This is a genomic window from Streptomyces sp. Z423-1 (genome assembly GCF_013009255.1).
In the GTDB taxonomy this organism is placed as follows: Bacteria; Actinomycetota; Actinomycetes; order Streptomycetales; family Streptomycetaceae; genus Streptomyces; species Streptomyces gossypiisoli.
The window spans coordinates 8,120,288-8,137,661 of sequence record NZ_CP053109.1 but is presented as its reverse complement, the minus strand read 5'-3'; the positions used below and the strand labels follow the sequence as shown (position 1 = coordinate 8,137,661).

At 68.0% G+C, this 17,374-nt stretch carries 11 protein-coding genes and 3 pseudogenes; 10 read left to right on the top strand and 4 right to left on the bottom strand.

The window, feature by feature from the left end; genetic code table 11:
• Positions 1 to 67 precede the first annotated feature (67 nt).
• Entirely contained in the window at positions 68 to 943 is an 876-nt protein-coding gene (locus HJD23_RS36945; protein ID WP_171113157.1) for an undecaprenyl-diphosphate phosphatase, read from the top strand.
• Between the two features lie 743 nt (positions 944 to 1,686).
• Here the strand turns inward: HJD23_RS36945 and HJD23_RS36940 are convergent.
• The gene (locus tag HJD23_RS36940; RefSeq protein WP_232108366.1) at positions 1,687 to 2,292 is read right to left on the bottom strand and encodes a hypothetical protein; all 606 of its coding nucleotides are present in this window, start codon (positions 2,290 to 2,292) and stop codon (positions 1,687 to 1,689) included.
• 478 nt (positions 2,293 to 2,770) lie between these two features.
• Here HJD23_RS36940 and HJD23_RS36935 point away from each other — a divergent pair, with 478 nt between their 5' ends.
• The 5 genes and pseudogenes from HJD23_RS36935 (at position 2,771) to HJD23_RS36915 (ending at position 11,331) form a co-directional block, all read left to right on the top strand.
• Complete coding sequence (locus tag HJD23_RS36935; RefSeq protein WP_240980895.1) at positions 2,771 to 3,646, top strand: hypothetical protein; 876 nt, start codon at positions 2,771 to 2,773, stop codon at positions 3,644 to 3,646.
• Positions 3,643 to 7,638 (top strand): AAA family ATPase, encoded by a 3,996-nt coding sequence (locus tag HJD23_RS36930; RefSeq protein ID WP_171113160.1) that lies wholly within the window; start codon positions 3,643 to 3,645, stop codon positions 7,636 to 7,638. Before HJD23_RS36935 ends, HJD23_RS36930 begins: the two co-directional genes overlap by 4 nt.
• Positions 7,556 to 8,305 carry a transposase family protein gene (locus tag HJD23_RS36925; RefSeq protein ID WP_171113162.1) on the top strand — a complete coding sequence of 250 codons (750 nt, stop codon included), beginning with the start codon at positions 7,556 to 7,558 and terminating at the stop codon, positions 8,303 to 8,305. Before HJD23_RS36930 ends, HJD23_RS36925 begins: the two co-directional genes overlap by 83 nt.
• 618 nt (positions 8,306 to 8,923) lie before the next feature.
• Positions 8,924 to 10,164: pseudogene (locus HJD23_RS36920) on the top strand (IS256 family transposase).
• 504 nt (positions 10,165 to 10,668) lie between these two features.
• Positions 10,669 to 11,331 (top strand): DUF4145 domain-containing protein, encoded by a 663-nt coding sequence (locus HJD23_RS36915; protein ID WP_240980894.1) that lies wholly within the window; start codon positions 10,669 to 10,671, stop codon positions 11,329 to 11,331.
• Between the two features lie 76 nt (positions 11,332 to 11,407).
• Here HJD23_RS36915 and HJD23_RS36910 read toward each other — a convergent pair whose 3' ends face one another.
• Positions 11,408 to 12,802, bottom strand: a complete 1,395-nt coding sequence (locus HJD23_RS36910; RefSeq protein WP_171107312.1) for a HEPN domain-containing protein — start codon at positions 12,800 to 12,802, stop codon at positions 11,408 to 11,410.
• Positions 12,803 to 12,922: 120 nt separating this feature from the next.
• On the opposite strand from HJD23_RS36910, the gene HJD23_RS36905 reads away from it, so the two are divergent.
• Genes HJD23_RS36905 through HJD23_RS36895 form a run of 3 tightly spaced genes read left to right on the top strand, consistent with a single transcriptional unit; the run spans position 12,923 to position 14,291 of the window.
• Complete coding sequence (locus HJD23_RS36905) at positions 12,923 to 13,084, top strand: hypothetical protein (RefSeq protein ID WP_171134114.1); 162 nt, start codon at positions 12,923 to 12,925, stop codon at positions 13,082 to 13,084.
• A 23-nt stretch (positions 13,085 to 13,107) separates the two neighbouring features.
• The gene (locus tag HJD23_RS36900; protein ID WP_171134068.1) at positions 13,108 to 13,407 is read left to right on the top strand and encodes a transposase; all 300 of its coding nucleotides are present in this window, start codon (positions 13,108 to 13,110) and stop codon (positions 13,405 to 13,407) included.
• Positions 13,404 to 14,291 (top strand): IS3 family transposase, encoded by an 888-nt coding sequence (locus tag HJD23_RS36895; protein ID WP_171134113.1) that lies wholly within the window; start codon positions 13,404 to 13,406, stop codon positions 14,289 to 14,291. The genes HJD23_RS36900 and HJD23_RS36895 overlap by 4 nt, the downstream gene beginning before the upstream one ends.
• Here HJD23_RS36895 and HJD23_RS36890 read toward each other — a convergent pair.
• Together HJD23_RS36890 and HJD23_RS36885 are read right to left on the bottom strand one after the other, a co-directional pair.
• Complete coding sequence (locus tag HJD23_RS36890; protein WP_240980893.1) at positions 14,242 to 15,147, bottom strand: integrase; 906 nt, start codon at positions 15,145 to 15,147, stop codon at positions 14,242 to 14,244. The two genes, HJD23_RS36895 and HJD23_RS36890, sit on opposite strands and share 50 nt — an antisense overlap.
• A gap of 234 nt (positions 15,148 to 15,381) precedes the next feature.
• Positions 15,382 to 15,539 (bottom strand): annotated as a pseudogene (locus HJD23_RS36885) (IS5/IS1182 family transposase); the annotation flags it as partial.
• Positions 15,540 to 15,831: 292 nt separating this feature from the next.
• On the opposite strand from HJD23_RS36885, the pseudogene HJD23_RS36880 reads away from it, so the two are divergent.
• A pseudogene (locus HJD23_RS36880) lies at positions 15,832 to 17,238 on the top strand (IS1380 family transposase).
• Positions 17,239 to 17,374 lie beyond the last annotated feature (136 nt).

Below are 17,374 nucleotides of genomic sequence, written 5' to 3'. Positions count from 1 at the left end.
CACCGCGCGCGGGGGCCCGGTGTGTCCTCCGTCCGTTCCACGATCGGCACTTGGACTCCGTAACTTCATGTCTTGGTTCGAATCACTCATCCTCGGACTCGTCCAGGGGCTGACCGAGTTCCTCCCCGTGTCCTCCAGCGCGCACCTGCGCCTGACCGCAGCCTTCTCCGGCTGGGAGGACCCCGGCGCCGCCTTCACGGCGATCACCCAGATCGGCACGGAGACCGCCGTGCTGATCTACTTCCGCAAGGACATCGGGCGCATCCTGTCGGCGTGGACCCGCTCGCTCTACGACAAGACGTGGCGCAAGGACCAGGACGCCCGGATGGGCTGGCTGGTGATCGTCGGCTCGATACCGATCGGCATCCTCGGCGTGACCCTCAAGGACCAGATCGTCGGGCCGTTCCGTGATCTGCGCATCACCGCGACCATGCTGATCGTGGTCGGCCTGATCATGGGTATCGCCGACCGGATCGCGGCGCGCGACGAGACCGGCGGGCGCCACCGGGCGGCCAAGGAGCGCAAGACGCTGAAGGAACTGGGGGTGCGGGACGGCCTGATCTTCGGCATCTGCCAGGCCATGGCGCTCGTCCCGGGCGTCTCCCGCTCCGGCGCGACGATCACCGGCGGCCTCTTCATGGGCTACACCCGCGAGGCCGCGGCCCGCTACTCCTTCCTGCTCGCCATCCCGGCGGTGCTCGCCTCGGGCGCGTACGAACTGAACGACGCGATGGAGACCGGCCATGTGTCGTGGGGGCCGACGATCTTCGCGACGATCATCGCCTTCGGCACCGGGTACGCGGTGATCTCCTGGTTCATGAAGTTCATCTCGACCAAGAGCTTCATGCCGTTCGTCTGGTACCGCATCGCGCTCGGTGTGGTGGTGATTGTGCTGGTCAGCGTGGGTGCACTGAGCCCGCACGCGGGCGAATCCGGCGGCTGAACCAGGGCCGCGCAGGTAGCACCATCTAGCATTTCCTAGCGCCTGACTGCATCACCACGCCATGATCATCTCCCACTTGTCTCCCACTCATCTCCCACCGGGGAGGCGGGATACGCCCCACTAGGACGTGTGCGTCCGCAAAGTAGGGGATGACGCGGAAGGGCCCGCACGGCTTGCCGTGCGGGCCCTTCCGCACAGAGGGTAGAGCGGGTCAGCTGAGGTTCATGTCCGGCCAAGGCCGCGACCCTCGCCACGCGGAAACGCAGCCGCTCATCCACCGTGTCCCAGGCATCGCCGGCGAGGTCGTCCAGCGCGGCGGCGGCCGTGAGGATAAGCCAGCCGAGGCGCGCTTCCATGTCCTCCCACGTGTGCGTCGCCACGACTGCCTCACCGTGCGGACCCGTGCCCACTGCCCCGTACACAGCGATGGCGGCTTCCCCCATGTCCCCGTTGATCGCGAGGACCTGGAGGAGCCGGATGCCCCCAGCCGCCGGTGATCTCATCCGGCGCGCGGCCCTGAAGCTGGTGCTCCACCACCGCCGCGCCGTCCCCGCTCACGGTGTCCAGGGCAACCATGGCCGTCACGATGACGTCCGTGAACTCCTTCGGCACACCCCATGCGTGATGCGTGCGGCTGCGCTTGCCGATCTCGCCCGTCGAGCCAGGCGCCCTCTCACACGGGCCACCGGCCCAGACCCGTCGGGGACATTCCTGTGTATGACACGACTCCTCCAGCGGCCTCTTCAGCTGAGGTGAAGGGTGGTCAGGGCGGTGGTCCAGTCGGTGACGATGGCCTGCTGGGCGGCCGCGAGCGTGATCTGGCCCTTGCAGACTGCGGTGTGCAGCTTGGCCTCCACCGAGTCCTTCTTGTTGTTCACCCCGGCACCCTTCTTATGGCCGGGGTCGGCCGGCTCCACCCACAGGTTCCGCGGGTCGTTCGGGTCGCCGCCGAGCTGCAGACTGATCAGGTGGTCGTACTCGGCATCGCCCATGCGGCCGGTGTGTCCGTAGGAGGCGGCGTTGAGCTTCTTCTCCTTGCCCGTCACATACGCGGAGGGGCGTATGCCGGAGGTGTAGCCGCTCTTGCGGCATATCGTCGACTTCAGGTTCGCCTGCGTGACCGCCGGAGAGATGGCGCCCGGCGTGCACTTCCGGTCCTCGAGGGGCTCGCCGTGCTCCACGCGGTAGTGGCACGAGCCGGCGGCCGGCTGCTGCTGCACCGTGTAGTGCTTCTGCGGGCCCGCCCCCACCGCGATCGCGCGGCCTGAGCCGGCCGGCGCGCCGGGCGCAGGGCTCTGAGTCCCTGATTGGGTTGGTGTGCTGAGTTGGACGGACGAACAGCCCGTCATCAGCAGGCAGCCGAGCAGGAGGGGCGGTAGGGCACGCGGGACATGAGGCATGACGGTCCTTCACGGGCTGGCGACGGCTGACCAGATGCTCCCCCATCACCACTCGGCCCTACCGCGCGGGGGTACGGCGGACAGGTGCACGGCGCCGTGCGCACGGCCTTTGACCCAAGACTCGTGCGGGAGTCCGTACGTGATGAGCGCGCGACCGGAGCTTTGGGTGACGAACTGGGCCGGCGCGGCAGGAGCGGCTGCTAGGCACTTTCGGGTGACGGTCCGTTGGGGGGTGGGGTGGCGCCACAGCCGCGGCGCATGCCGCTCGGAGTCATAGGCCAGCAGATGCGTGAGTACTGTGCACGTTGGCCTCCGGCGTTGAACCGCCCCTGTGCCCACACCACATGCAGCACAATGGTCCTCAGCCCGGAGCGGGCTAAAGCAGATCCGGGCTTGCAGGCACACGGTGAGCGAGGCGGGGTAAGGCGTGCAGATAGTACGGGTCGTCGGCGTGCACGGAATCGGGCAGTCGAAGACTTCCCAGCATCAGCTGACCGCCGACTGGGGCCGTGCCCTTAAGCGCGGCATCGACTCGCTGCCCGACGCAACAGCCTGTGTGGCGTCCCTCGAAGTACCGCATTGGACGGCACTCCTGGCGAGGGGAACAGACCGTCTTGGCCCCGAGGACGACCTCTTCGGCGAGTCCGTGCCGATGGATCCAGCGGAAGAGGAGTTCGTCGCCGAGGTCTTTGCCGACCTTGTACGGCCCGAGGACGTAGTCTTCGCCGAAACCCAGCCCCTGGCCACTCTGGGACCGCCCAAGCTGTGGTCACCGCGCCTGACCCGGCTGGCGATGGCCTATGACCGCCGTCGCCCGGGCGGTGGCGTGCAGTTCATCGTCCGGCGCATGCGTGAGGTGCGCTATTACCTCACGAAGCCGGCCCTGGCCGCCGAGGTCCGGGCGTTCATCCGAGACGGGTTCACGCCGGATGCCGCCGTGGTCATCGGCCATTCGCTCGGCAGCGTCATCGCCTACGATCTGCTCCGCCACAAGGAGGTCGGTGCTGCGGGCACCGGCTCTGCTCTCCACACACTGGTGACCTGCGGCTCGCCACTGGGCATCCCCGCCGTGCGACGGCTCATGGGCATCACCGATGGCACGCCCCTCCAGCTCGACTCGCACATTAGGTGGGTCAATGTCTTCGACCCCGACGACTTCATCACCGGGGGCGCAGGCCTGTCCGCCATCGCGCGGGAGCTCACTGAAGCCCAGGTGGACAACGGCATCGGCGACCCACACAGCGCCTTGCGGTATCTCCGCAGTGTGCCGGTGGCCCGCGCCGTGGCGGGCGGCCGACCGTGACACGCACGCCAGCCCCGGATACCTTCGCCCGCCGCCTCGTCGTCATCGCGGTCTCGGAGTACGATGACGGATCTGCCGCCGAGCGGGAGGCGTTCAGCAAGGAAATCACCGCGCAGGTGACGACTGTGAAGGACTGGTGGGCACACCCCTCCCTCGACGGCGCGCGCCGTTTCGAGCCTTCCGAAGCGAAGCAGTTGCATGACCTGCGCGATCTGCGCACCTTCCTCATAGAGGAAGACCTCGGGAACGCGGACGACGACGAAGCCCTTGTCGTCTACATCACCGGGCACGGTTTGGCCCCGACGAACTCCCCTCAGCATTTCCTTCAGTTGCGGGACACGTACGTGGAGAGGCCGTACGCCACCGCGTTCCCGACCGCCGAGATCATCACCACCGTGCTGGACTCTCACGCCTCGCACGTCCTGGTGATGGTGGACTCATGCTTCTCGGGTCAGCTCGAGTCCGAGCTCAAGAGCATGCTGAAAGGCCTGCGGCAGGAGCGCCGCGACCTTGCCTCGCTGGTCGTCCTTGTTGCCGGGAACGACCAGAGCACGCCCCGCACGAACGCCTTCGTCAACGTCCTGCGGGCCGTGCGCGCACACTGTGAGGACGAGACGAACGGCTTCGCCGAGCCGCACCTCAGCTGGCAGGAATGGAAGAGCATCGTTCGTGAGGTGTTCGACCAGAGCACCATGGCCGACCCCACGTACGTCTGGCCCACGCTCTCGGCCAGCACGGAGAGGGCGCAGGAACAGTTGAGCCCCTGCCTGCCCAACCCCGGCTACACGGGGAGCGAACCGGTACTGATGGCTTCCTCCCGCCAGGTCGGGTGGACACGGGCCCAGCTCGACGCGTTCTGGATCTCACGTGCGACCGGCACCTCCGAACCGGACAGTCCGGGCTGGTACTTCACCGGTCGCACCGAGCTGGTCAAGCGCATCCTCGCCTTCTTGACCGGAACCGAAGGCGTACTGATCGTCACCGGCGTGGCCGGCTCCGGGAAATCCGCCCTCCTCGCCCGTACCGTAACCCTCAGCGACACCCGCTTCCGGGCTGACGAGACGTACCGCGCGCTGGTCGCCGGGATACCGGAGGAACTCCAGGTCCCGGAAGGCTCGGTGGACGCTGCCGTTCTTGCCCGCAACACCGACCCGGACGATCTCGCCCGGGTGCTCTGCGAGGCGCTCGGCGACTCCCCGGGCCTGGCAGCCCCATCTCGGGCTGGCGGCGACGAGAGCGGACATCTCGCTCGGCTGCGGAGCCTGGTGCAGAGCACGGCTCGGCAGCGGGGCGAGCCGCTCACCCTCGTAGTGGACGGCATTGATGAAGCCAGGAATCCGACGCGCACCATCACCGACCTTTTGCGGCCGCTGGCGGATCTGCGGATGCCGGACGAACGGCCTGCCGTCCGGCTGCTGCTCGGCATCCGCAGCAGTCGGCTCGGTACTTCGGCCGAGGCCGACGCTCCGACCGCCCGCGCCCAGACCCCGGATCTCCTCGACCTGCTGGTACGGGCCACTGCCGCCGGTATCCCACTCCGTACGGACGGTCCCAACGCCGCGCCGGACATTGCCGCGTACGCCTTCGCGTTGCTGGAGGCGCCGCTCGGGGACCAGGAAGGCGGAGAGGTTCCGTCGGCGTCGCTGCTGGACCGTTACGGAGAACTGGCCGAGGCAGTGGCCCGGGAGGTGGCCCCTTCCTTCCTGGACGCACGCATCGCCGCCCAGCGGCTCCGGGCACGGTGCACCCTGCCCGATCCGGAGGACCCTGGATGGCTCCAGACCCTGCGTCAGGGCACCGAAGCCCTCCTGCGGGAAGACCTCATCGAGGTCGCCGACACGCACTCCACGGCCGCTGAGCAACTCATGTCCGTACTGCGCGCCACCGCATTCGCGCACGGAGCTGGCCTGCCATGGGCCGACATCTGGCCGGCCGCCGTGCAGTGCCTGTCACCGTCCCCCATCACCGACCCAGACGACGTCATCCGGAAGGTTTGGGACAGCCGCCTCTCCGGCTACCTGATCACCGCCGTCGAGGACGGCCGGACCGTATACCGGCCAGTGCACGAGCGGATCAGCGAAACACTCCGGTACACCCCGCACAGACTCGTCGGCGCCCCGGAAACAGGCGGGCGGGAGAGACTCTCGGACGAGGAGATCTCGGACACTCACCGGTCACTGGTCGAGGCATTCGAGCGGCTGATTCCCCGCGCGGGCCAGCATCAGGCACCGCACCCCTATCTGCGGCGTCACCTGGTGGCCCACTCCGCAGCCGCGAAGGCCCTCGACGGCAGTCACGTTCCGACGCACTTCCTCCCCTGGGAGACCAGCGGCACCGTACGGGGCGCTCTTGGGCTCCCTGCGAACCCGGCGTCCCGGACGCTGCACCTGGCCTCCTGGGCACGTGTCGAGCCTTTCCTCGCCGATGCCCCGCACTCGGCACGCGCCGACAGCCTGGACCTGGCCGCCCTTGGAATGGCCAGCGAGTACGACGGCATCGCATTCAGCGCGCAGGACCTGACGGTGGACGAAGCGGGGCCGACCACCCGCAGAGAGCACGATGAGGCACATGCGCAGCCCCGTCTCGCCCCGCAGTGGAACGAATTGCGGCTGGCCGGAAACCTGCTGGGTCGCTCCTACACGCCAGTCTCCTCCCTCGTGTCCTTCAATCTGCCCGACGGCACCCTCCTCGTGGCGGCAGGAGACACCAGTGGTGAGGTCCGCCTGTGGGACCCGCTCTCCGGCACCGACTTCGGGCTGCCCGTACGCCGCGCTCCATACGCACGTGCCCTGGCTGTGCTAGCTGGCCCCCAGGGAGAACCCCTCCTTGCGGTCGGCTGCAACAACGGCGCGTGGCTCTACGATCCGCAGAGCGGCCGGATCGACCACCTCCCCGTTTCAGTCCCTGTGCACGCCTTGGCCGTCTTCGCAGCGGGCGGCAGTGCCCGGCTAGCGCTGGGCACCACCGAGGGCCTAGTGATCTGCGATCCTCTCGCCCGGCAGGTGCTGTCCAGAACACCCCGGGCAACCATGTGGGGCGATTCAGTCAAGGCCATTGCGGCGCTGCGGCTGCCCACCGGCCAGCACCTGCTCGCGGTCGGCGGAGAGGGCAGCATGGTCGAGATTCTCGATGCCGATTCGCTCCGGCCGGTCGTTGAGGTCGCGGGCCAAGGGCGAGGTGTCTCGGCGCTCGCCCTGTACCTCGACCCTCATGGCAGGCCGCGGATGGCCGCGGCCTCACGGTCCACGGGGTCCGTGCGCAACTACAACGCGTGGACAGGCGAGCAGACGGCACCTGTCATCCGTGAGTCTGCTGTGGCCATCTGCTTGTACCCCGTCGGCCCCGATCACCGCAGAGGAACGCTGCTTGCTCTAGGCCCCAGCCGGGGAGGGACTGTACGCCTCTGGGATCCAGAAACCGGGGCGGCAGTGAGCGAGTTCGCAGCCGACCACGACAAGAGGGTCAAGGGCCTGGCCATCCTCGACACAGGTGGGAGCGCACCGCTGCTGGTGTCCGGATCCGACGATCACACCGTGCGAATCTGGGACCTTTCCGCCCCCGCGTCACACCGAGACACACGCTGGGAAGGGCCGAGTGACGGCTCACTCCTCGCCGCGCTGCCCGTGCCGGGAGGAGCGACCCGCCTTCTGAGACCGATCTCCCCACGCTTCCTCAACATCACCGCAGCCGCCACCGGAGAAGTACTGCAGCAGTTCAGTCTGCCCGAAGAAGCGGCCCCCGAGGGACTGACCGCTATCACCAGCCACCTGTGGCCCAATGGATCGGTATCAGTGAGCCTTTTCAGAGTGGCCACTGATCGGGTGACGCTGGTGGTGTCCGCAACGCACGAGGCTCCCGTGCCGTTGGGGGAGGTGTTCGAAGTCTCAACCCACAGGCACAGGAGCCGCGTTGGTTCCGCATTCTGCCGCACTCGACCTGCCCCACGCCCTGGTCGAGTGGGTCACCATGCTCATCGTCACCCGCGAGGGTGACCGCCGCTGCAAGCTCCCGCCGCACCAGCGTGCGCTGGTCGGCCTGGTGTACCTGCGCCGACACGACACCCTCGCCCAGATCGCCGCCGGCTTCGGTATCTCGGTGGGCACCGCCCACGCCTACACCACCACCGTGATCAGCCTGCTCGCAGAACGTGCACCGGGCCTGCTCAAGGTGCTGCGCGAGACCGATCCCGACTACGTCCTGCTCGACGGCACCCTCGCGGAGTGCGACCGGGTCGGCGACAGCCGGGCCGACTTCTCCCACAAACACCGGCGACATGGGGTGAACGTGCAGGTGGTGACCGACCCGGCGGGGCGGCTGCTGTGGATCTCGCCCGTGCTGCCCGGCCGCGCGCACGATCTCACCGCGGCCCGCGCCCACCGGATCATCCGGATCTGCGAACGCCAGGGCGTCCCGGTCCTCGCCGACCGTGCCTACATGGGAGCTGGCCCGTGGGTGACGACACCCCTCAGACGCCCGCCGGGCCGTGACCTCAACCCCACCCAACAAACCGTCAACCGCGCGCTGTCCGCGGCTCGGGCACCGGTCGAGCGCGGCGTCGCGCGACTGAAGTCGTGGCGGATCTTCCGCAGGTCCCGGTGCAGTCCGAATCGAATGTCGTCAATCTCCGCTGCCGTCCTCACCCTGGAGCGGCAACGCTGAAAAGGCTCAGTGATCGCGGGCACGTCCCGCGGCGACATCTTCCGGTGGGACCAGGAATACGGCTGGTTTCGCATGCATGATCCGATCCAAGCCACAGACCGGATCATGCCGGTACATAGGCTGACCCGGACACGTGCCCTGACCACGTTCCAGGCAGATGACCCGGACCAGGTGTTCCTGGCCAGCGGTACCAGTTCAGGCACCGTGAGCTTCCACGACTTGGACACCCGCGAGCCGTGGTCTGTCATCCATGAAAGAGGAGCCGTTCGCGCCCTGGCGGCCCTGCCACACCCAGAAGGCATGATGGTGGCCTTCTCGGCCGCTGCCGCCGTACGGTTCTGCCGTCCCGAGCAGCCATCCGCACCACTCCTCCCCCGGCGTATCGGCGTCGTCGGCTGCCTGACCACCTGGGCGGCGGAGGACGGGTCTGTCCTCCTCGCCACCGGAGGCTCCGACGGCACCGTCCGCTTCGATGGCGTCCCGCTTCGTGGTGTAGCCGATCAACGTTGGGGCGTACGCCCCGGGGCGTGTGTCGATAGGGATTCCGCTCCCTGCCCGGCAGGCGGGCCACCATGCAACTCTCCCTGGTAAACGGCCAGTTCAACCAGGAGGTGCATGATGGCCCTGTCCCAGCATGACTTACTTCGGCTGCTGGAGTCACTGCGTTCGGCGGACGGACTCGAACTCGTCCGTTTCGTGGCCGAGCGGATGCTGCAGGAGCTGATCGAGGCCGAGGCGACGTCGAGGATCGGTGCGGAGTGGAACGAGCACACCGAGACACGCACCGCGCTGCGCAACGGGCACCGCGACAAGACGCTGACTACGCAGGCCGGTGACCTGGACCTGGCCATACCCAAGCTGCGCTCGGGCAGCTTCTTCCCGAGCCTGCTGGAGCGTCGCCGCCGCATCGACCAGGCTCTGTTCGCCGTCATCATGGAGGCGTACGTGCACGGAGTGTCCACCCGTTCGGTCGACGACCTGGTCAAGGCGCTGGGTGCGGACAGCGGGATCTCCAAGAGCGAGGTCTCACGGATCTGCGCGGACCTGGACACCCAGCTGACCGCGTTCCGCGGCCGGCCCCTGGACCACACCCGCTTCCCCTACGTCTACCTCGATGCGACCTACTGCAAGGCACGGGTCGCGCACCAGATCGTCTCGCGGGCCGTGGTGATCGCCACCGGCATCACCGAGGACGGCGGCCGCGAGGTGCTGGGAGTGATGGTCGGCGACAGCGAGACCGAGGTGTTCTGGACCCAGTTCCTGCGTCACCTGCGCGAACGCGGTCTGGGCGGTGTCCGACTCGTACTGGGCGATCACCACTCGGGCCTGGTCAAGGCGATCCGCAAGGTCATGATCGGCGCGGCCTACCAGCGCTGCCGGGTTCATTTCCTGCGCAATGTCTTCGGCGTGATCCCCAAGGACGCCGCGGAAATGGTCGCCGCGACGATCCGCACCATCTTCGCCCAGCCCGACCAGGACGCCGTCCGCAACCAGCTCGACACGGTCGCCGACATGCTGGGCGCACAGTTTCCCCAGGTCAAGCAGATGCTCCTGGACCCAAGGACGACCTCACCGCCTTCGCGGCCTTCCCGGAACGGCACTGGAAGAAGATTCAGTCCACGAACCCGCTGGAGCGGATCAACCGCGAGATCAAACGCCGCGTCGATGTCGTCCAGGTCTTCCCCAACGACGACGCTCTCCTCCGACTGGTCACCGCCGTGCTCTTCGAGATGCACGACGAGTGGATCGCCTTCCCCCGCCGCTACCTACCCGAAGGCAGCATGGACCAGATCTACCCCACCGAAGCCGGCGAAAGCGCCCCCGCACTCCCCAACACCACCAACACGACCGACGATTGATCGCCTACACCACGTCAAGGGACACGACCTCCGCTTCTGGTCCCCGGAGGCACCGAGGCGGGAGGCGTATCCCGTGCTGCACGGCCATCAGGGCCCGGTCACCGCCATTACTAGCTTCCAAGCTTCACCCACCGCACCATGCCTCCTTGCCACGGCGGGTCAACAGGACACCACCGTGCGCGTATGGGATCCCCGCACGGGCGATGAGCTGGCGCGTGTCGTCACTGGCGCTGCTCTCACGTCGCTCTGCGCCTTGCCCATCGAGGGCGATCCGCAGCTCTCGGACCCGCTGCTCGCCTTCGGCGGACCGGCGGGAGCGGGTGCGATTTCAGTCAAACTGTGAGCCAAGCGGTCCTGCATCCAGGTCACCTCGCCTGGCGTATCTGGTTCGGCCAGCCCCAGTAGCTCCACGTCGGCGGGCCATAGCTCCCTACGCCGGGCTGGCGGCGCCGACTTCTCCGAGCAACACCGCCGGCTCCCGCACGTCAGCCGGACCGGTGGCAGGTGGATGAGTACGTCCTGGGGTGCCAGCTGTGCGGGAAGACCTGCGTCTTCCTCGCTTACTGGGGGCCGGATCTCTCGGGTTGGTCAGACCCGCCGACGGCTGAGGAGCTCAAACGGGTCAAGGTCAGGTTCGTCAAGTTGATGCACCCGCGCGAGGACCCCAGGACGTTGCATGAGGCGGCCCCGGCCAAGGTGCGCGATCTGTTCCATGAAGGGGCCCGGTGCGAGGCCGTCGGCGCGCTGAGGGCCGCGGCCGGCATGTACCGGACCGCCGTCGAAGAACTCTGCCGGGACAAGCAGGCCGCCGGGAACAACCTGTTCGAGAGGATCGACGGCCTGGCGGCCCAGGGCGTGCCTGCTGAGATCGTCGCCGACTTGCACGAGGCCCGCTTTCTGGGCAACTGGAGCCTCCACGATGGTCTTTCCTTCTCCGCTGAAGAGGTCGCCGACGTGGCGCTGCTGACCGAAGAAGCCGTCATGGTGGTCTACGTGCAACCGGACGAACGCGCCGCGATGCGAGAGCAAGGCCCGCATGATGCGCGCGCTCTACGAACGGCTGGACCGGCTCCAGGACGCCGCACCTGCCGCGGAGAATACCGCAGTAGTCTCCCCTTGACGTCGCCCGGCGCCGCCTCCCCCGTCGGCTCCGGGCGACCCGCATGAGGCCCCCGGCGGCCCGCTCTGCACCAGCGGCCGCCGGGGGGCTTCTTCCCTTGCGACGGGCGGCTTCCCCCAGGGGTCATGTGGCGGTGACGTCGGCGGGCCGGTTGCGTGGCGGTGTAGTGGTAAAGAAGGCGCGCAGGGGCTGGCTGATGTGGTTTTCGCGGACTGTGTCCTGGGCGGCAGCATCGAGCAGGGGCGCGAGGTCGTCGGTGTCGGAAGGGGTCAGTACGAGCCAGCGCAGGATGACCTGCAGTGTGAGGAGCCGGAGGGTTCGCAGCTGCTCCTGCCCTATCTGGTCTTTGATCACGTCGCCGTGCACGTAAGCGGATCGAGCCTTGTAGGCACGTCGGACGATCTTCGTGGCCTCTTCTTGGTGGTCAGGGGCGAGAAACAGTGCGGCCGCGCGGGAGCGGATGTTGTCGGCGATGCCTTCGCGTTTGTCGTTGGGGCTGATCAGCAGGGCTTCCAGAGCGATGACGTAGTCGAGATGCAGTTCGTCGGCCTCCACGTCCCATACACCGTCGTCGTTGTAGGTGCGCTGGTAGGCGGCCAGGAGGTGCCGGGCGGCGCGTTCGAGGCGCCTGGCTCGCCGGTTGACGATTTTCCGGTCGTGGGTAGCGCCTGCCATGACCGCGTCGATCTTCGCCGAGAGCGCGGCGCAGAAGTCAGCCAGGGCCGGAAGACATGTGGCCGGGACATGGAATTCGCCGGTGTCGCGGACCTCGACCTCCTCTTCTCTCCCGTGCCGCCCTTCATAGACCCGGATAGTCGTCGGCACATTTCTGGGGTTCAGATCGAAGCGGCGTCCGCGCGCGACGGTGAAGACCGAGTCCACCCGGAGCAGTTCGCTGTCCCACAGCATCAACGGAAGAAGGGCCTGCCAGTGCTGGGCTTCCGCACGCGGGCCGGTGAAGTCGAACCAGGTCGGACGACGGGTGACCGTGCGGCCGGGATCGGGAACATGGAGGAACGGTGCGCCGGTGATCAGGCCGAGATCGCGGCTCCAGGGCTCCAATCCGCTCAGCGCCGGCATCGGGACCGTCTGACGAAGCTCGTCCGCGGTGAAGGTCTGAAGGGTGTGCCGCCCCAGCGGAATCCGTGTTCCCTGGGGGAAGGTGCCGTTGAGGAGCAGCCATTGCTCAGTGATCGGTGCCGGGCCTGTGCAGAAGGTGACGAAGCTGTCCGCGACCTCGGAGACAGGGACCGGTGCGCCCTGGGCAATCAGACGTGCCGCCGCAGACAGGCCCGACTCCTCCAGCAGCGTCAGGGGGTTTGGGGCCCAGTCTCCGTCGACCCTTGTGTAGAGGTCGGGGTGCTCTTCCCTAGGCGCCGCGGCGGCCACCTCACTCACCACGTCCTCCCAGTGGGGCTGGAGCATCAGTACCACGATGGACTGGGGTGTTGGGGACAGACCGCCCGCGTACTCAAGCCACGACAACACGGCCTCACGCAGGGAGAGATGCTTGCTCATACGGATTGAAAGTAGCGGCCCCAGTCGCATCGGGGCACCAGTTTTCCAGCGGCGGAACCTGTAGCAACCGACCATCGTTCGAGCAGCAGCTGACTACCACGTGACTCGTACCTCGCAGCGTTGACTGAGGCGGCGCTCGCCGACGGTGTCGTCCTGGACGACGACGCCCACCACGTGCGGCGGGTGCGGGCGAAGCAGATGCGGGAGGTCGCGGCGAGGACGGCGCTGAAGACCCAGCTGAAGCTTCCCCTTGATCGTGGACACCTGGAGACTGGGACCTGAGGTTCCAGAGGAAGTAGCACCAGGTGGGAAGCAAGTACACGAAGCGGTACACCGAGGAGTTCAAGCGGGACGCGATCGCGCTCGTCGACTCCTCGGGCAAGACGGTCACTGCGGTGGCCCGGGAACTCGGCATCAGCTCGGAGTCCCTGCGTGGCTGGTACCGCCGGGCCAAGGCGGACCGGGGCGAGGGCGAGCCCGGTGAGCTGACCAGCGCCGAGCGCGAGGAACTCAAGCGGCTGCGCAAGGAGGTCCGCGAACAACAGCAGACGATCGAGATCCTGAAAAAAGCGACCGCCTTCTTCGTGAAGGAGAACGACCGGTGAGCGAGCTGTACCGGTTCATCCACACGGAGAAGGCGAACTACCCGGTCGTTCTGCTGTGCCGGGTGCTGAAGGTCGCCCGCTCGTCGTACTACGCGTGGTGTGATGGCGAGGCGGCCCGCCGCGCCCGGGAGGCCGCGAACGACGCGCTCGGGCATGAGATCACGGTGCTGCACATCGCCTCCCGCCATACCTACGGTGTCCCGCGCATTCACGCTGAACTGCGACGCCTGGGGCAGCGGGTGAACCGCAAGCGTGTCGCCCGCGTGATGCGCGAGCGCGACATACGCGGCGTCACACGGCGCAAGCGCCGCTCGCTGACCCGGCCGGATGCGAAGGCGAAGCCGACCCCGGACCTGATCGGCCGTGACTTCCACGCCGAGCGTCCCGGGATCAAGCTGGTCGGCGACATCACCTACCTGCCCACCGCCGAGGGCTGGCTCTACCTCGCCTGCTGGCTGGACCTGGCCACCCGCGAGGTCGTCGGCTATGCCATGGCCGATCACCACCGAGCCGACCTCGTCGTCGACGCCCTGGACATGGCACATGGCCGGGGGAACCTGGAGCCGGGATGTGTGATCCACAGCGATCGCGGCAGCGAGTATACCTCGTCCCAATTCCGTTACCGGATAGAGGAGTTGGGACTCCGGCAGAGTTGCGGGCGGACTGGGTCATGTTTCGACAATGCCGCCGCGGAGAGCTTCTGGGCCCTCCTGAAGGAGGAGATCGGCACCCGGACCTGGCCCGACCGGGCGACCGCCCGCGCCGAGGTCTTCACCTTCATCGAGACCTTCTACAACCGCCGCCGTCTGCGCAAGCACAAAATCTTCGGCTACCTCACCCCGGCCGAGACCAGGCAACGACACCAGCACGCCCTTGCGGCGTAACGATCACGTGTCCGAGATCACGGGGAAACTTCATTCGGGGTATTTGTATGCCGGTGGTGACGACTCTCAGTCCGGCGTCGGCCAGCAGGGCGTCGAAAGCCTGCGTGAACTTCGCGTCGCGGTCGCGGATCAGGAGTCGGGCCTGGCTGCCCGCGTCCTCCAGGTCCATGAGGAGATTGCGTCCGAGTTGCACGACCCAGTCCGCGGTGGGGTGCGCGGTGGCGCCGAGGATCCGGATGCGCCGGGTGGAGTGCTCGATGACGGTGAAGACGTACAGACGCGCCCCGGTCAGGGTGCGGGTCTCGAAGAAGTCGCAGGCGAGCAGCGCGCCGGCCTGGCTGCGCAGGAAGTGGGCCCAGGTCGTGCTCTGCCGTTCGGGCGCGGGTGGGATGCCGTGCTCGCGGAGGATCTCCCAGACGGTGGAGGCGGCGACCTTGATGCCCAGCACCGCGAGCTCGCCGTGGATCCGGCGATAGCCCCACGAGGAATTCTCGTGAGCCAGGCGCAGGACCAGGGCGCGGATGGAGCGGACCGTGGGTGGGCGTCCGCGCCGCTTCGGCACGCAGGTGGCTGCGTGTCGTCGCTTGAGCAGGTTGCGATGCCACCGCATGATTGTGTCCGGGCGTACCAGCAGCAGGAGCTGGCGCAGCTTCTGTCTCGAGAGGTGATGGAGCAGGCCGGCGAGGACAGCGCGGTCGGTGTCTGTGAACGTTGGCTTGCCGACCTGGCGTTGCAGTACGAGCAGTTGGTGCCGCAGGGCAAGGATCTCGATGTCTTTGCCCCGGTCGCTCATCGGCAGCAGGCGCAGGAGCGACAGGGTGTTGGTCGCAGCAAGGTAGGCCAGGCGCAGCAGCACGACAGATCATGATGCCGTCCGCGTCTGTCCACGTGAAGACATCGGAGTTGTTGACGAGCGCGGCCTGAGGGGCCAGTCGATCAAGGCCTCCACCTGGGTGAATGATTTATCGGCACCCGCACTGCCCGGCCCAAGACGCGGAACACGGACCTTGTTCAGGACAGCCTCGAACTGCGGAGAATCGCCCCGCTGCCCGGCCGTGATCACGATGGACATGAGCTTCTGGCCCTGTTCGACGGCCAAGTGCAGCTTGGTGGTCAGGCCCCCGCGCGAGCGGCCGAGCCCGTGGTCGTCCGGCTCGACGGTGACGCCGCCCGGCGGCTCCTTCTGCAGCTCCCCCTTTTCCTTGCCCCGGCGGCGTGCTGGTGGGCCCGGCACACCGTGGAGTCGACGTTGAGGTCCCAGGTGATCAGCTCTTTCGCGTCGGCCCGGGCCTGGAGCGCGATGAAGATCTGATGCCAGGTGCCGTCCCGCTGCCACCGGCGGAGTGAAGTAGGCCGCCGACGAGGTGCCCGTGGCCCGGGTCCTTTTCCGACGGCCCCTTCCCGAACGGTGCGGGCTAGCCTGCGCGTTTCACTCGCGGCGGTGTCCGAGTCTTGATCGGAAAAGCGAAAGTGCCTTCTGAGCTGGGAAGATGAGGCTTGTCGAAGGTCTCTGTCATCACAGCAGGAAGGCACTTTCTGCGTGCACCCTACCCGGTCGCGTCCCAAGCTCGTCGTGTCGGCCGACGGTCACGGGGTGGCCAGTCACGCCGGATCCCGCTTGCTGGCCGATCTCGCCGATGTCACTGGCCTGACCAGCGCCTTCGCGGACGCACTCCGTCGGCTGCGACCGCGTGGCACCGGGCACGATCCCGTCCGGATCGCGGTCGATCTCGCGGTCATGCTCGCCGACGGCGGCGATGCGATAACGGACCTGGCCCTGCTGCGCGACCAGGCGGAGGTGTTCGGCCCCGTCGCCTCCACGCCGACCGCCTGGCGCCTGCTGGCCGGCATCGACTCGGCTGCACTCGCCCGCCTGCGCTCGGCCAGGGCCACCGCCCGGGAGGTCGCATGGCTGCAAGCCGCCGAGACCAGGGCAGGGATACCCGCAGCCCGCGCGGGCGGACGCGACCTGCCCGGTCTTGTCCTGGACCTCGACGCCACCCTGGTTACCTGCCACTCCGAGAAGGAGCAGGCGGCGGCCACCTACAAGCGCGGCTTCGGCTACCACCCATTGCTGTGCTTCCTGGACAACACCGGCGAAGCCCTGGCCGCACTGCTCAGGCCCGGCAACGCCGGTGCCAACACCGCCGCTGACCACATCACCGTCCTCGACCAGGCCCTTGCCCAGATCCCCGACGCACACCGCCACGGCACACCCATCCTCGTCCGCGCGGACAGACAGTGCCGGAGGAGCGAAAGCGTTCCTGGACCACGTGCGGGCCCTGCGCTCATGTGGGATCCTCACCTACTTCTCCGTCGGATACGCCGTCACCGAGTCGGTCCGCCAGGCGATCCGGGCCCTGCCCGAGCAGGTCTGGCATCCCGCACTCGAACAGGACGGCACCCTGCGCCAGGGCGCGGAAGTCGCCGAGCTGACCGGCATGATCGACCTGGCCGGCTACCCCGACGGCACGCGCATCATCGTCCGCCGTGAGCGCCCGCACCCCGGCGCCCAACTGTCCCTGTTCGACCGGGACGAGGCATGCGCCACCAGGTCTTTCTCACCGACACCCCCTACGGCGAGGGCTCCCTGCAGCACCTGGAGGTCCGCCATCGGGGCCACGCCCGCGTTGAGGACCGCATCCGCTGCGGCAAGACCACCGGCTTGGGCCGCTTCCCCTCCCGTCACTTCGCTGTCAACCAAGCGTGGCTCGAGCTCGCGCTGACCGCCACAGACCTGCTTGCCTGGACCCAGACTCTGCTGCTGGAGGGCGAGTTGGCCACCGCCGAGCCGAAAAAGCTCCGCTACCGGATCCTGCACGCAGCCGCCCGCATCACTCGCGGCGGCCGCCGCATCCGACTGCGGATCGCCGCGAACTGGCCCTGGCGGCACGAACTCGCCAGTGCGTTCGCCCGCCTCACGGCACTGCCACGACCGGCCACCTGACCTGCGGCACCGACCCTGCCCGCCCCAAAACCCGAGGAACCCTGGAGCACCCGGCCCGAGCGTCGGGCCCCAGCCATGCCCGCCGAGCGACCAGCAACCGACACCACCGGTCCACCGCCATCAGCGCAGCCCAGCC

Bases quoted from the DNA above. Each gene is read 5' to 3' on its own strand.
- HJD23_RS36945 (WP_171113157.1), top strand. From the start codon at position 68: ATGTCTTGGTTCGAATCACTCATCCTCGGACTCGTCCAGGGGCTGACC.
- HJD23_RS36910 (WP_171107312.1), bottom strand. From the start codon at position 12,802: ATGAGCAAGCATCTCTCCCTGCGTGAGGCCGTGTTGTCGTGGCTTGAG.
- HJD23_RS36940 (WP_232108366.1), bottom strand. From the start codon at position 2,292: ATGACGGGCTGTTCGTCCGTCCAACTCAGCACACCAACCCAATCAGGG.